Below are 13,345 nucleotides of genomic sequence, written 5' to 3'. Positions count from 1 at the left end.
CCCACAGAACCCGTTACAACGAAACAACCTGCTGCTGCATGGACGTCCCCGAAGGGGCATCCACGTCACTCCCCTGTTGCGATCGCTTCGCTGGCCGCTGCTGGCGGCGAACCGCGGTGTCGCCAAGGTTGCCGGCGACTGAACATGACCAGATAGCACCCTACCACCCAAACCAGCGCCGCACACCATCCGGCGAGGATATCGGAGGGGTAATGCACCCCCAGGTAGACCCGCGAGAGGCTGACCAGCAGGCTGAACAGCGGCGCCAGCACCAGCACCGGCCAGCGCCAGCGGGTGTTCCACGCCAGCAGCACCAGGGTCGCGGCCAGGGTCATGGTGCCCATCGCATGGCCGCTGGGGAAGCTGAACGTCGATTCCGGCGCGATCGATTCCCACAGGCTGGGCCGCTCGCGCTGGAAGAACTGCTTGCTGCCCATGTTCAGCAGCGCCGACCCGACGAAGCACACCGCCACGAAGGTGGCCTCGCGCCAGCGGCGGCGCCACAGCAGCAGGCCGACGATCAGCACGTCGGCGGGAATCAGCAGCCACTCGTAGCCCAGCTTGGACAGCAGCACGAAGAAACGGTCCAGCCACGGCGAATGCAGCCCGTGCATCTGCCACAGCAGCGGGGCGTCGAAGTGGAAGGACTCGAACTCGTGGACTTCATCGGCCAGGGTGACAAAGCCGGCCAGCGGCAGCAGCACGCCGGCAAACAGCAGCACCAGGCGCCACGTATTGCGCCCCATCCAGTGTCGGAAGCCGGACGCCGGTTCCGGCGCGGCCAGGATCGCCGGCTTACCCGGCGATCCGGACATACTTCTGTTCGACGTAGTCGTCGATCAGGGCAACGAATTCCTGGGCGATGTTGTCGCCACGCAGGGTCACCTTCTTCTCGCCGTCGACGAACACCGGCGCGGCCGGCGTTTCGCCGGTACCCGGCAGGGAAATGCCGATGTTGGCGTGGCGCGACTCACCCGGACCATTGACGATGCAACCCATCACCGCCAGGGTCATGTTCTCCGCACCCGGGTGCTGCACCTTCCAGACCGGCATCTTCTCGCGCACGTGGTTCTGCACGACCTTGGCCAGTTCCTGGAAGAACTCGGAGGTGGTGCGGCCGCAGCCCGGGCAGGCGGTGACCAGCGGGGTGAAGGCGCGCTGGCCGGTGGTCTGCAGCAGTTCCTGGGCGACGATCACTTCCTGCGTACGCGACTGGCCCGGCTCGGGCGTCAGCGAAATGCGAATGGTGTCACCGATGCCTTCCTGCAGCAGCACGCTCAGCGCCGCCGCCGAGGCGACGATGCCCTTGCTGCCGATGCCGGCTTCGGTCAGGCCCAGGTGCAGGGCGAAATCCGAACGCTGGGCCAGGTCGCGGTACACCGCGATCAGTTCCTGCACGCCGCTGACCTTGGCCGAAAGAATGATGCGATCGCGCGGCAGGCCGATTTCCACCGCCTGCTCGGCCGAATCCAGCGCCGAACGGATCAGCGCCTCGCGCAGCACGCGGCCGGCGTCCCAGGGCTGTTCGCGATGGTTGTTCTCGTCCATCAGCTTCGCCGCCAGGGCCTGGTCCAGCGAGCCCCAGTTGGCACCGATGCGCACCGGCTTGTTGTAGCGGATGGCGAACTCGATCAGCTGGGCGAACTGCAGGTCCTTCTTCTTGCCGAAGCCGACGTTGCCCGGGTTGATGCGGTACTTGGCGAGCGCTTCGGCACAGGCCGGCTCGGCCGTCAGCAGCTGGTGGCCGTTGTAGTGGAAGTCACCGATCAGCGGCACGTCGATGCCCATCATCGCCAGCTTGTCGACGATGCGCGGAATGGCCGCGGCCGCCTCGACAGTGTTGACGGTCAACCGCACCATTTCCGAACCGGCCCGCCACAACTCGGCCACCTGCTTCACGCTGGAGGCGACGTCGGAGGTGTCGGTGTTGGTCATCGACTGCACCACCACGGGCTTGCCGCCACCTACGGTGACCCCGCCGATCTGGACGGCATGGGTCTGGCGACGGGACCAGGCGGTGGCATCGGAGGGTTGGGTCGGGCGGGTGACGGCGTCGTGCATGGGCGCATTCTACCGCCCGGCCCTGCATTCCGGGCGATTCCCATTCAGCCGTCGGCACGTCTGCGGCCGATTGTCGCAGGCAGGTTGCCCGGTGAACGCATACGATGGTCGGGCATGACCGGTCCCGACGCCCCCTTCCTACGCACCCTGTGCAGCCTGCGCTGGCTGGCCGTGGCCGGCCAGGCCGCGACGATCCTGGTCGCGACCTGGGTCCTCGGCCTGCCGCTGCCGCAGCTGCCGCTGTGGGCGGGCGTGGCCGTGCTGGCCGTGTTCAACCTGTATACGCAGCTGCGCCCGGAACCGGACGACACCGCGCCGCTGACCGCGTTCGGCCACATCCTGGTCGATGTGATCATCCTGACCTGGATGGTCGGCTGGAGCGGCGGCATCGCCAATCCCTTCGGCTCGCTGTTCCTGATCCTGATCGCGCTGGCCGCCTTCGCCCTGCCCCTGCGCTGGGCCCTGGCGGTGGCCACCGCCTGCCTGCTCGGCTACGCCGCCAGCGGCCTGTTCGGGCAACCGCTGCCGAGCGGCTACTTCCGCGCACTCGATCTCAACCGCTGGGGCGTGGTCGCCAACTTCCTGCTGTCGGCGGCGGTGGTGCTGACCTTCTCCACCCGCCTGGCGATGGCCCTGCGCGTGCGCGAACTGGAACTGTCGGCGCTGCGCGAACGCTTCGCCCGCAATGAAGGCATCGTCGCCCTGGCCACCCATGCCGCCTCGGTGGCGCACGAGCTGAACACCCCGCTGGCGACCATGACCCTGCTCGCCGACGATGTGGCCGAGCGCAGCGAGGAACCTGAAGTACGCGAGGACATGGAAACCCTGCGCGAGCTGCTGGTGCAATGCCGTGAGCGCGTGCTGGCGCTGGCTGCACCGGCCTCCACCGACGGCCCCGGCCGCAGCCATTCCAGTGCCCAGCAGGTGCTGGAACAGTGGCGGCTGGTGCGCCCGACCATCGACCTGCACCGCAATGACGATGCACCGCTGCGCCTGCCGCTGGACCCCGGCGTCGGCCACCTGCTGATGGTGCTGCTGAACAACGCCGCCGATGCCGGCGAACAGGCCGGGCGACCGCGCGTGGACCTGGAGCTGCGGATCGACGGCGAGGATCTGATCGGCGAAGTGCGCGACTACGGCCATGGCTTCAACGCGCGCGCCGCGGTGCTGCCGGGCAAGCTGTTCGGCAGCAGCAAGAGTGAGGGCATGGGCGTCGGCCTGGCCCTGTCCCACGCCACCATCGAACGCCTGCAGGGCGAGATGTGGATGCGCCCGGCGCAAGGCGCCGGCAGCCGCGTCGGCTTCCGCCTGCCCCTGGCTCCCCACGAGGAAACCCCATGACTGCCTCAACCCTCGGCCTGCTGGTCGACGACGACGAACTGTACCTGCGCACGCTGCAGCGCAGCCTGGCCCGCAAGGGGCTGGAGACGCAGACCGCGCAGGATGCCGCCAGCGCGCTGGCCCTGGCCCGCCAGCACCCGCCCGCGTTCGCCTTGATCGACCTGAAGCTGGGCAGCGATTCCGGGCTGGCGTTGATCCAGCCATTGCGCGCCCTGCGTGCGGACATGCGGATCCTGCTGGTAACCGGCTACGCCAGCATCGCCACCGCGGTGGAGGCGATCAAGCTGGGTGCGGATGATTACCTGCCGAAACCGGCGACGGTGCCGATGATCCTGCGTGCACTGGGCGAGGAAGACGACGGCCCGGCCGATGACGGCGAAATGGAAGTGCCCGACGCGATGACGCCGATCAGTCGCCTGCAGTGGGAACACATCCAGCAGGCGATGCACGAGACCGGTGGCAATGTGTCGGCCGCCGCACGCCTGCTCGGCATGCACCGGCGCTCGCTGCAGCGCAAGCTGGCCAAGCGGCCGAGCCCGGAACGCGACCCGAGTCGCTGACGCGGCGCCGCCCTGCCCCGGTAGTGCCGGCCGCTGGCCGGCAAACCCATGAACGACGGAAGCATCGCCTGGATGCCGGCCAGCGGCCGGCACTACCAGAGCGTCAGCCCTTCAGCTGCGCCAGGATCTCGCGGGTCATCGGATCGGCAATCGCCACGTCCTCATCCCGCCCTTTAACGGTAGTGCCGGCCGCTGGCCGGCAAACCCATGAACGAAGGAAGCATCGCCTGGATGCCGGCCAGCGGCCGGCACTGCCAGAGCATCAGCTTTTCAGCTGCGCCAGGATCTCGCGGGTCATCGGATCGGCAACCGCCACGTCCTCATCCCGCCCTTTAAAGGTAGTGCCGGCCGCTGGCCGGCAAACCCATGAACGACGGAAGCATCGCCTGGATGCCGGCCAGCGGCCGGCACTATCAGAGCGTCAGCGCTTCAGCTGCGCCAGGATCTCGCGGGTCATCGGGTCGGCAATCGCCACATCCTCGCCCTGCAGCGCCGGCAGCAGGCCGCTGGCCAGCTGCTTGCCCAGCTCGACACCGAACTGGTCGAAGGCGTTGATGTTCCAGATGACCGACTGCACGTACACGGCGTGTTCGTACATGGCGATCAGCGCGCCCAGCGCCTGCGGGGTCAGCGCGTCGAGCAGGATCAGCGTGCTCGGGCGGCCACCCGGGTAATCGCGGTGCGGGTCATCGCTGCCCTGGCCGTTGGCCAGCGCCTCGGTCTGCGCCAGCAGGTTGGCCAGCAGCGCCTGGTGGTTGACCGTGTACGGATCATCGTTGTGCACGCAGCCGATGAAGTCGGCCGGGATGATGCTGGTGCCCTGGTGCAGCGCCTGGAAGAAGCTGTGCTGCACATCGGTGCCCGCCCCGCCCCACCACACCGGCACGGTGTCGGTGGTGACCGGCTGGCCGTCACGCTGCACGCGCTTGCCCAGGCTTTCCATCACCAGCTGCTGCAGGTAGGCCGGCAGCAGCGCCAGGCGCTGGTCATAGGTCATCACCGCGTGCGTGGCATGGCCCAGCACGTTGCGGTTCCAGATGTCGGTCAGGCCGTGCAGCACCGGCAGGTTGCGCTCCAGCGGCGCGTCCAGCGCGTGCGCATCCATCTGCGCGGCACCGTCCAGCAGCTGCTCGAAACGCTCGAAACCAATCGCCAGTGCGATCGGGAAACCGACCGCCGACCACAGCGAATAACGGCCACCCACCCAGTCCCACATCGGCAGCACGCGATCGGCGGCGATGGCGAAGGCCTTGGCCGCACGCTCGGGGTTGGCGCTGACCGCGTACAGGCGCTCGCTGCCACCCAGCCAGTCGTGCAGGATCTGCCCGTTGAGCAGGGTTTCCTGGGTACCGAAGGTTTTGGAAATGAGGATGCCGGCGGTCTTGGCCGGATCCAGCGTGGCCAGCGTGCGCTGCATGGCGGCGCCGTCCACGTTCGACACGAAATGCACGCGCAGGCGCGCACCGGTCACCGGTCGCAGCGCATCGGCCACCAGGCGCGGGCCCAGATCGGAACCGCCGATGCCGACGCTGACCACATCGGTCACGCCGCTGTCTTCCAGCGCGCGCACCAGCACGCCCATGCGCTGGCGGATTTCGCGCGCGGTGGCATAGGCCTCGGCCGCCACCGGCGCATCGACCCCGTCGCCACGCAGCGCGGTGTGCAGCGCGGCGCGACCTTCGGTCAGGTTGACCTGCTCGCCGCGGAACAGGCGGGTGATGGCACCGCCGACATCACGGTCGGCGGCGAGTGCCAGCAACGCCTGCAGCGCCGCGGCATCGTACTTCTGCCGGGCGAAATTGACGTACAACGGACCGACCCGCAGCGCCAGGTCCTGCACGCGGCCGGGTTCGGCGGCGAGGAGGCTGGGGATGCTTGCGCCCTTCAGGCGCTGGGCGTGGGAATGCAGCGAGTCGAATCCGTTGTTCGTTGTCATGCGGCCTGGGTCGGGATCGTGTCGTTGGTGTGGGTGATCTGGTTGTTGCCGTCCACGTACACCAGCTTCGGCTTGAAGCTGTCGGCTTCCTGCTCGGTCATGCTGGCGAACGCAGCGATGATGATGATGTCACCGACCTGCACGTGGCGTGCAGCGCCACCGTTGAGCGACACCACGCCGCTGCCGGCTTCGGCACGGATGGCGTAGGTCGAGAAGCGCGCACCGTTGGTCACGTCCCAGATATGCACCTGCTCGAACTCGCGGATGCCCGTGGCAGCCAGCAGGTTGTCGTCGATGGCGATCGAGCCTTCGTAGTTCAGCTCGGAATGGGTAACGGTGGCGCGGTGGATCTTGGTCTTCAGCAGGGACAGATGCATGGCACGGCACAACGCAAAGGAAAGCGGGGATTCTAGCACCCGCGCAGCGCGGGGCATCACGGCCGGCAACCTGTTCAGGTAGCGGGCTGGAAGTGGGGTCAGAGCCCTTTCCCACCGGGAAAGGGATCCGACCCCGCAGGCATCAGAATTCCAGGTTGTCGATCAACCGGGTGCTGCCCAGGCGGGCAGCGATCAACGCCACCCGGCCGCCACCGTCGAAGGTCGGCTCGGCCAGCTCGGGGGTGCGCAGCACCGCGTAGTCGACCTGGAAGCCGGCCGCCTGCAGCGCCGCGGTGGCATCGGCCTCGATCTGCGCACGCGTCTGCCCGGCCACGTAGCCCTCGCGCATGCCCAGCAGGGTGCGGTGGATGGTGGTGGCCAGCGGGCGCTGGCTGGCATCCAGGTACTGGTTGCGCGAGCTCTTGGCCAGGCCATCGTCGTCACGCACGATCTCGGCACCGACGATCTGGATCGGGAACGACAGCTCGGCCACCATCTGCTTGATCACGGCCAGCTGCTGGTAGTCCTTGCGGCCGAACACGGCCACGTCCGGCTGCACCTGCAGGAACAGGCGCGCGACCACCGTGCAGACGCCATCGAAGTGGCCGGGGCGGCTGGCGCCCTCCAGTACTTCGCTCACGCCCGGGGCGTGCATCTGCGTGGTCTTGTCCACGCCCAGCGGGTACATCGCCTCGACGCTGGGCAGCCACACCGCATCGCAGCCGACCTGCTCCAGCCCGGCCACGTCGGCCTCGGGCGTGCGCGGGTAGCGGCTGAAGTCTTCATTCGGCCCGAACTGGGTCGGGTTGACGAAGATGCTGGCCACGACCTTGTCGGCGTACTGCCGCGCCAGCGTCACCAGCGAATGGTGGCCACCGTGCAGGTTGCCCATGGTCGGCACCAGCGCCACGCGCAGGCCCTGCTGCTTCCACTGTGCGATCTGCTCGCGCAGCGCGCCGAGCTCGTTGAAGGTCTGGATCATTGGGCGTAAGCGTGCTGTTCGTCGGGGAAGCTGCCGTCGCGCACGGCGTCGGCGTAGGCGCGGGTGGCACCGGCCACCGAACCGCCTTCGGCCAGGAAGTCCTTGACGAACTTCGGACGGCGGTGGCCGCTGTCCAGGCCGATGAAATCGTGCATCACCAGCACCTGGCCATCGCACTGCGGGCCGGCACCGATGCCGATGGTCGGCACGCTGACGGCTGCGGTCACTTCGGCGGCCACCGGGGTCGGCATGCATTCGAGCACGATCAGCGCGGCACCGGCGGCGGCCACGGCCTTGGCGTCTTCCACCAGCTGGCGCGCGGCATCGCCACGGCCCTGGATCTTGAAGCCGCCCAGGCGCAGCACCGACTGCGGGGTCAGGCCCAGGTGCGAACAGACCGGAATCTCGCGCTCGACCAGGTAGCGCACGATGTCGACCTTGAAGCCGGCACCTTCGATCTTGACCATCTCGGCGCCGGCCTGCAGCAGCTGCAGCGAAGCCTCCAGCGCGCGCTCAGGGGTGGCGTCGGCGCCGAACGGCAGGTCGGCCACCAGCAGCGCACGCTGCAGCACGCGGGACACCGCACGGGTGTGATAGACCATGTCGGCGACGGTCACCGGCAGGGTCGAATCATGACCCTGCACGACCATGCCCAGCGAATCGCCGATCAGGATCAGGTCCACGCCATTGGCGTCGAACGTACGGGCAAAGCTGGCGTCGTAAGCGGTCAACATGACCAGCTTCTGGCCATTGCGCTTGGCTTCGGCCAGTGCGGGAACGGTCCAGGGCTTGCTGTCTGCGTGGGTGCTCATGTGCTGATAACCGGGGAGATAACCCGGTCATTATCACCCTATCGGCGCGATCCCGCAGGCATCGACCCGCACCACTGCATCCTGCACGCGTCCATGCCCGGGAATGGCCAGATCCGGTGCGATCTCGGCCAACGGCACCAGCACGAAGGCGCGTTCGTGCAGGTAGGGATGCGGTACCTGCAGGCCGGGCTCATCCAGCATCTGCTCGCCGTACAGCAGCAGGTCCAGGTCGAGCGCGCGCGGGCCCCAGTGCACGGCGGGGTCGCGCACGCGGCCGAACTGCTGTTCCAGCGCGAGCATCGCCTGCAGCAGATCGCCGGCGGCCAGGGTGGTCTCGACCCCCGCGACCGCGTTGACGAACGGCGGCTGGTCTTCGTTGCCCCAGGCCGGCGTGGCGTACAGGCGCGAGGCCTGCCGCAGCTGCGTGCCGGGCAGGCCATCCAGCGCGGCGATGGCCGCGCGGACGGTGGTGACCGCGTCACCCAGGTTGGCCCCCAGGCCGATCCAGGCAAGGGTCATGGCTTACTCGGCGGCGCCGCCGGCGGCAGCACCGGTGCGACGACGACGGCGGCGACGCTTGCGCGGTGCCCCACCCTCTTCGTCCCCGCCCTCGGTGTGGATGGCATCCAGCGAGGATTCCAGCTCATGCCCGGACTGCGCCTGCGCTTCGCGCCAGAACGCCACGTCGGCTTCGTGCTCGGCCGAGGCGACCTGGCGCAGGGCCAGGAAGTCGAACGCGGCGCGGAAGCGCGGATGGGTGAGCGTGCGGAACACGCGCTTGCGCTGGCGCGAGCTGAAGCGCGACTGCAGCAGCCAGATTTCCTGCATCGGCAGCGAGAAGCGGCGCGGCAGGGCGATGGTGCTCAGCTGCTGCACGGTGACCCGGTCCGCGGCGCGGCGCTGCGCCTCTTCCGGGGCGACACCCTGCTTGAGCAGGCTGGCCTGGGCGCGGCAGTACGCCGGCCACAGCAACAATGCGAACAGGAACGCCGGCGACACCGGCTCGTCGTTGGCCACGCGCGCATCGGTGTTGGCCAGGCCTTCCACCAGCATGCGGCGCAGCGCACCGGTACGGTTGGACCTGAGGGCCTTGGCGCTTTCGGGGAACAACACGTCGAACAGGCCGTAACGTTCCAGGCCTTCGAAGCTGGCGACGCCGTGCCCGGACAGGAACAGCTTCAGCACTTCTTCGAACAGGCGCGCCGGGGCGGCCTCGTTGAGCAGGTTGGCCAGGTGCGGGATCGGCGCGGCGGTGCCTTCTTCGATCTGGAAGCCGAGCTTGGCGGCCAGGCGCACGGCACGCAGCATGCGCACCGGGTCTTCCTGGTAGCGCTGCACCGGATCGCCGATGAGCTTCATCAGGCGTGCCTGCACGTCTTCGAAGCCGCCGGTGTAGTCGCGCACCGAGAAATCCTCGATGGCGTAGTACAGGGCGTTGCAGGTGAAGTCGCGGCGGACGGCATCGTCTTCGATGGTGCCGTACACGTTGTCGCGCACGAGCATGCCGTTTTCCATTTCGCGGTCGCCGCTGCCGTCATCGCTGTTGGCGCGGAAGGTAGCGACTTCGATGATCTCGCGGCCGAAGACCACGTGGGCCAGGCGGAAACGGCGGCCGATCAGGCGGCAGTTGCGGAACAGCTGCTTGACCTGTTCGGGCGTGGCGTCGGTGGCCACGTCGAAATCCTTGGGGCGGCCATTGACCAGCAGATCGCGCACGGCGCCGCCGACAAGGTAGGCGCCGAAGCCGGAATCGCGCAGGCGGTACAGCACGCGCAGAGCGTTCGGGCTGATGTCCTTGCGGGAGATCGTGTGCTGGTCGCGCGGGATGACGCGCAGGCTGAACGGTGATGGAGCAGAGGAATTGATGTTGGCGCTTCCGGTTGAAGTTTCGGGATTGCCCAATGGCATCGAGGTGCATATACTAGCGCTCCTGCCTCGGCAGCGACAATTTTATGCTCCCTTCGTCTAGTGGTTAGGACGTGGCCCTCTCAAGGCTAAAACAGGGGTTCGAGTCCCCTAGGGAGCACCAGTCGCAGCAGCAGGAACCGAAAAAGCCCGCCTTCGTGCGGGCTTTTCCGTTTTCCGGGGTTTGTGGCTTCGGGTGCTTGGTCGCTGTGGCGCCTCTTTGCTATCGGCTTGAGCCGGTGGGGTCACCCAGGCCAGGACACGCCGTTAACCCATCCATGGGGGCTCGATGACGCCTTGCTCGCGTGCGCTGTCCTGCGCACACGGCAAGACCGGGGTTGGGCTCCTGCCCAACCCGTCGGGCGCATGCGCCCAACCCATGGCGCCTGCGGTCCTGGCCTGGGTGACCCCACCGTCTCCGGACAGTTGATCACGCACTGCGGCAGCCATCGGCAAGCAGCCCGCGGCTTCCGCACACACCATGAAACTGTCAGGAGGGGGCAGGCCGCCCTCTCCCACGTAGCCGGGAGGCGCGAACGCAACGCCTCCGAAGCCAAAGCGCGTCAGCCTTCCATCTGCTCCAGTTCCTTGCCCTTGGTTTCGCGCACGTAGCGGACCACGAAGAAGATGGAGAGGAAGGCGGCGACGGTATAGATGCCGTAGGCGCCGGCCAGGCCGATGCCGGCCAGCAGCATCGGGAAGGTGACCGTGATGGCGAAGTTCGACGTCCACTGCGCCGCACCGGCCACCGCCAGCGCCGAGCCGCGGATCTGGTTCGGGAACATCTCGCCCAGCATCACCCACATCACCGGGCCCCACGACATGTTGAAGAACACCACGTAGACGTTGGCCGCCACCAGCGCCAGCCGGCCCATGCCGTCAGACAACTGCAGCCTGCCATCGACCAGGCTGCCGCTGGCAAAGGCCACCACCATCAGCGCCAGCGCAATGGCCATGCCGACCGAACCGACCCACAGCAGCGGCTTGCGGCCGATGCGGTCGATCAGCAGCACCGTCACCAGGCAGGCACCGATGCTCAGCGCGCCGGACAGCACGTTGATCAGCAGCGCATCGTTCTCCGAGAAGCCCACCGCCTGCCACAGCACCGCGCCGTAGTAGAACACCACGTTGATGCCCACCAGCTGCTGCAGCACCGCCAGGCCGATACCCACCCAGACGATGCTGCGCAGGCGCCCCGTGGTCTTGTCCTTCAGGTCGGCAAAGCTCGGCCGGTGCTGGTCCTGGGCCAGGCTGCCCTCGATCTCGCTGCGCTTGGTGCGGGCCTCGGCCGCGCCGTACAGCTTCACCAGCACCGCCTCGGCCTGCGCCTGGCGCCCCTTGGCGACCAGGAAGCGCGGGCTTTCCGGGATGGCCAGCAGCAGCACCAGGAACAGCAGCGACGGAATCGCCTGCATCCAGAACATCCAGCGCCACGCCTCCTGCCCCAGCCACAGCACCTCGGTGGAGGCACCGGCGGCACGGGCCAGCAGGAAGTTGCTGAGGAAGGCCGCGAACAGGCCGCTGATGATCGCCATCTGCTGCACCGTGGCCAGCTTGCCGCGGTAGCGCGCCGAGGCAACTTCGGCGATGTAGGCCGGCGACATCACGCTGGCCGCACCCACCGCGAAGCCGCCGACCATGCGCGCGGCCACGAACAGCCACGAGGCATGCGCCGCGCCGGCACCCAGCGCCGACAGCAGGAACAGCACCGCCGAGATGATCAGCACGCTGCGCCGGCCCAGCAGGTCACCCAGGCGCCCGGCCACGAACGCGCCGATCGCGCAGCCCAGCAGCATCGACGCCACCTCGAAGCCCAGGGCGGCCTCGCTGGAATTGAACGCCTGGCGCAGGCCATCGACCGTACCGTTGATCACGCCGCTGTCGAAGCCGAACAGGAAGCCACCGAGGGTGGCCACGCAGCTGATCAGGACGATGAAGGCTGTGTTTTCGCCGCGCGTGCCGGCGTTTGCAGGAATCGCTGTGGACATTGGGTCTTCCGCGAAAGAGGTGGGCCGGCCGCTCAGCGCAGCAGGTACTGGTTCAGCAGGTTCTCATAGGCTTCCTGCCGGCCGCTACGCTGGCGCGGTTCGCTGGCCTGCTGGGCGTGGGCGCAGAGGTCGTCGAGGCTGAGCTGGCCGGCGGCGAAGGCCTGACCCGGGCCGTGGTCGAAGCTGGCATAGCGCTCGCGCCGCCACGACTCCAGCGGCGAGGCCTGCAGCAGCGCATGGGCCACTTCCAGGCCGCGGGCGAAGGCATCCATGCCGCCGATATGGGCCAGGAACAGGTCCTGCGGGTCGGTCGACTCGCGGCGCACCTTGGCATCGAAGTTCAGGCCGCCATGGCCCAGCCCGCCCTGCCGCAGCACCACCAGCATGGCGCCGACGGTGTCGTAGAGGTCGGTCGGGAACTGGTCGGTGTCCCAGCCGTTCTGCGGGTTGCCGCGGTTGGCGTCGATGCTGCCCAGCAGGCCGGCATCGGCGGCCACCTGCAGGTCGTGGGCGAAGGTATGCCCGGACAGGGTGGCGTGGTTGGCCTCGATGTTCAGCTTGAAATCGCCGTCCAGCCCGTGCTCGCGCAGGAAGCCGACCACGGTGGCACTGTCGAAGTCGTACTGGTGGTGCATCGGCTCCATCGGCTTGGGCTCGATCAGGAACGTGCCCTGGAAGCCGATGCTGCGGCCGTGGTCGCGGGCGGCGGCAAGGAACCGGGCCAGGTGCGCCTGTTCGCGCTTCATGTCGGTGTTGAGCAGGCAGGCATAGCCTTCGCGGCCACCCCAGAACACGTAGTTGCTGCCGCCCAACGCCACGGTGGCCTCCAGCGCCGCACGCACCTGCACCGCCGCGCGCGCCACCACCGCGAAATCCGGGTTGGTGGCCGCGCCATTCATGTAGCGCGGGTGCGAGAACAGGTTGGCCGTGCCCCACAGCAGCTGCATGCCGGTCTGCTGCTGGCGCTGGCTGGCCAGCTCGACCATGTGCGCGAGGTTGGCGCGGTACTCGCCGATGTCGTCCGCGTCCGGCGCCAGGTCCACGTCATGGAAGCACCAGTACGGCACGCCCAGCTTGGTGAAGAACTCGAAGGCGGCATCGCAGCGCGCCTCGGCACGGGCCAGCGCGGTATCGCCGTGGTCCCACGGATAGGCACGGGTACCCGGCCCGAACGGGTCCTGGCCGGCGCCGCAGAAGCTGTGCCAGTAGGCCACGGCAAAGCGCAGGTGCTCGGCCATGCTGCGCCCGCCGATCTGCTTCTGTGCGTCGTAGACCTTGAAGGCCAGGGGGTTGTCGGAGTCGCGGCCCTCGAAGGGAATGCGACCGATGCCGGGGAAGTACTCACGCTGACCTACATGGAACGGGGTTGCCATGGACGATGCT

12 protein-coding genes and 1 tRNA gene are annotated in these 13,345 nt (G+C 68.2%); 3 read left to right on the top strand and 10 right to left on the bottom strand.

The window, feature by feature from the left end; genetic code table 11:
• Positions 1 to 65: 65 nt before the first annotated feature.
• Positions 66 to 815, bottom strand: coding sequence for a phosphatase PAP2 family protein (locus tag C1925_RS08595; protein WP_108768514.1), 750 nt, complete (start codon positions 813 to 815; stop codon positions 66 to 68).
• Complete coding sequence (gene ispG, locus C1925_RS08590) at positions 796 to 2,061, bottom strand: flavodoxin-dependent (E)-4-hydroxy-3-methylbut-2-enyl-diphosphate synthase (protein ID WP_108768513.1); 1,266 nt, start codon at positions 2,059 to 2,061, stop codon at positions 796 to 798. Before ispG ends, C1925_RS08595 begins: the two co-directional genes overlap by 20 nt.
• Before the next feature lie 114 nt (positions 2,062 to 2,175).
• On the opposite strand from ispG, the gene C1925_RS08585 reads away from it, so the two are divergent.
• Both C1925_RS08585 and C1925_RS08580 read left to right on the top strand, forming a co-directional pair.
• Positions 2,176 to 3,402 carry an ATP-binding protein gene (locus tag C1925_RS08585; RefSeq protein WP_108768512.1) on the top strand — a complete coding sequence of 409 codons (1,227 nt, stop codon included), beginning with the start codon at positions 2,176 to 2,178 and terminating at the stop codon, positions 3,400 to 3,402.
• Positions 3,399 to 3,962 carry a response regulator transcription factor gene (locus C1925_RS08580; RefSeq protein WP_108768511.1) on the top strand — a complete coding sequence of 188 codons (564 nt, stop codon included), beginning with the start codon at positions 3,399 to 3,401 and terminating at the stop codon, positions 3,960 to 3,962. The genes C1925_RS08585 and C1925_RS08580 overlap by 4 nt, the downstream gene beginning before the upstream one ends.
• Positions 3,963 to 4,383: 421 nt before the next feature.
• On the opposite strand, the gene pgi is transcribed toward C1925_RS08580, so the two are convergent.
• The 6 genes from pgi to pcnB form a co-directional block, all read right to left on the bottom strand.
• Positions 4,384 to 5,898, bottom strand: a complete 1,515-nt coding sequence (gene pgi / locus C1925_RS08575) for a glucose-6-phosphate isomerase (protein WP_108768510.1) — start codon at positions 5,896 to 5,898, stop codon at positions 4,384 to 4,386.
• The gene (panD, locus tag C1925_RS08570; RefSeq protein WP_006432456.1) at positions 5,895 to 6,275 is read right to left on the bottom strand and encodes an aspartate 1-decarboxylase; all 381 of its coding nucleotides are present in this window, start codon (positions 6,273 to 6,275) and stop codon (positions 5,895 to 5,897) included. The genes pgi and panD overlap by 4 nt, the downstream gene beginning before the upstream one ends.
• Positions 6,276 to 6,417: 142 nt before the next feature.
• A complete protein-coding gene (gene panC, locus C1925_RS08565; RefSeq protein WP_108768509.1) occupies positions 6,418 to 7,257 on the bottom strand; it encodes a pantoate--beta-alanine ligase in 840 nt (279 codons plus the stop codon).
• On the bottom strand, positions 7,254 to 8,069 hold the full coding sequence (gene panB, locus C1925_RS08560; RefSeq protein ID WP_108768508.1) for a 3-methyl-2-oxobutanoate hydroxymethyltransferase: 816 nt from the start codon (positions 8,067 to 8,069) through the stop codon (positions 7,254 to 7,256). The genes panC and panB overlap by 4 nt, the downstream gene beginning before the upstream one ends.
• Before the next feature lie 33 nt (positions 8,070 to 8,102).
• A complete protein-coding gene (gene folK, locus C1925_RS08555) occupies positions 8,103 to 8,588 on the bottom strand; it encodes a 2-amino-4-hydroxy-6-hydroxymethyldihydropteridine diphosphokinase (protein ID WP_108768507.1) in 486 nt (161 codons plus the stop codon).
• A gap of 3 nt (positions 8,589 to 8,591) precedes the next feature.
• Positions 8,592 to 9,971, bottom strand: coding sequence for a polynucleotide adenylyltransferase PcnB (gene pcnB / locus C1925_RS08550; protein WP_108768506.1), 1,380 nt, complete (start codon positions 9,969 to 9,971; stop codon positions 8,592 to 8,594).
• 52 nt (positions 9,972 to 10,023) lie between these two features.
• On the opposite strand from pcnB, the gene C1925_RS08545 reads away from it, so the two are divergent.
• Positions 10,024 to 10,098, top strand: a tRNA-Glu gene (locus C1925_RS08545).
• A 439-nt stretch (positions 10,099 to 10,537) separates the two neighbouring features.
• On the opposite strand, the gene C1925_RS08540 is transcribed toward C1925_RS08545, so the two are convergent.
• Together C1925_RS08540 and xylA are read right to left on the bottom strand one after the other, a co-directional pair.
• Positions 10,538 to 11,962, bottom strand: coding sequence for a sugar porter family MFS transporter (locus tag C1925_RS08540; protein WP_108768505.1), 1,425 nt, complete (start codon positions 11,960 to 11,962; stop codon positions 10,538 to 10,540).
• A 32-nt stretch (positions 11,963 to 11,994) separates the two neighbouring features.
• Positions 11,995 to 13,335, bottom strand: a complete 1,341-nt coding sequence (gene xylA, locus C1925_RS08535; RefSeq protein WP_108768504.1) for a xylose isomerase — start codon at positions 13,333 to 13,335, stop codon at positions 11,995 to 11,997.
• Between the last annotated feature and the right edge of the window lie 10 nt (positions 13,336 to 13,345).

The sequence above is a fragment of the Stenotrophomonas sp. SAU14A_NAIMI4_5 genome, assembly GCF_003086795.1.
Lineage (GTDB): Bacteria > Pseudomonadota > Gammaproteobacteria > Xanthomonadales > Xanthomonadaceae > Stenotrophomonas.
The sequence above is the reverse complement of the archived record's forward strand: the minus strand, read 5'-3'. Positions and strand labels throughout refer to the sequence as shown.

Bases quoted from the DNA above. Each gene is read 5' to 3' on its own strand.
- panC (WP_108768509.1), bottom strand. From the start codon at position 7,257: ATGATCCAGACCTTCAACGAGCTCGGCGCGCTGCGCGAGCAGATCGCA.
- C1925_RS08580 (WP_108768511.1), top strand. From the start codon at position 3,399: ATGACTGCCTCAACCCTCGGCCTGCTGGTCGACGACGACGAACTGTAC.
- pgi (WP_108768510.1), bottom strand. From the start codon at position 5,898: ATGACAACGAACAACGGATTCGACTCGCTGCATTCCCACGCCCAGCGC.
- C1925_RS08585 (WP_108768512.1), top strand. From the start codon at position 2,176: ATGACCGGTCCCGACGCCCCCTTCCTACGCACCCTGTGCAGCCTGCGC.
- C1925_RS08595 (WP_108768514.1), bottom strand. From the start codon at position 815: ATGTCCGGATCGCCGGGTAAGCCGGCGATCCTGGCCGCGCCGGAACCG.
- folK (WP_108768507.1), bottom strand. From the start codon at position 8,588: ATGACCCTTGCCTGGATCGGCCTGGGGGCCAACCTGGGTGACGCGGTC.
- panB (WP_108768508.1), bottom strand. From the start codon at position 8,069: ATGAGCACCCACGCAGACAGCAAGCCCTGGACCGTTCCCGCACTGGCC.
- C1925_RS08540 (WP_108768505.1), bottom strand. From the start codon at position 11,962: ATGTCCACAGCGATTCCTGCAAACGCCGGCACGCGCGGCGAAAACACA.
- panD (WP_006432456.1), bottom strand. From the start codon at position 6,275: ATGCATCTGTCCCTGCTGAAGACCAAGATCCACCGCGCCACCGTTACC.
- xylA (WP_108768504.1), bottom strand. From the start codon at position 13,335: ATGGCAACCCCGTTCCATGTAGGTCAGCGTGAGTACTTCCCCGGCATC.
- ispG (WP_108768513.1), bottom strand. From the start codon at position 2,061: ATGCACGACGCCGTCACCCGCCCGACCCAACCCTCCGATGCCACCGCC.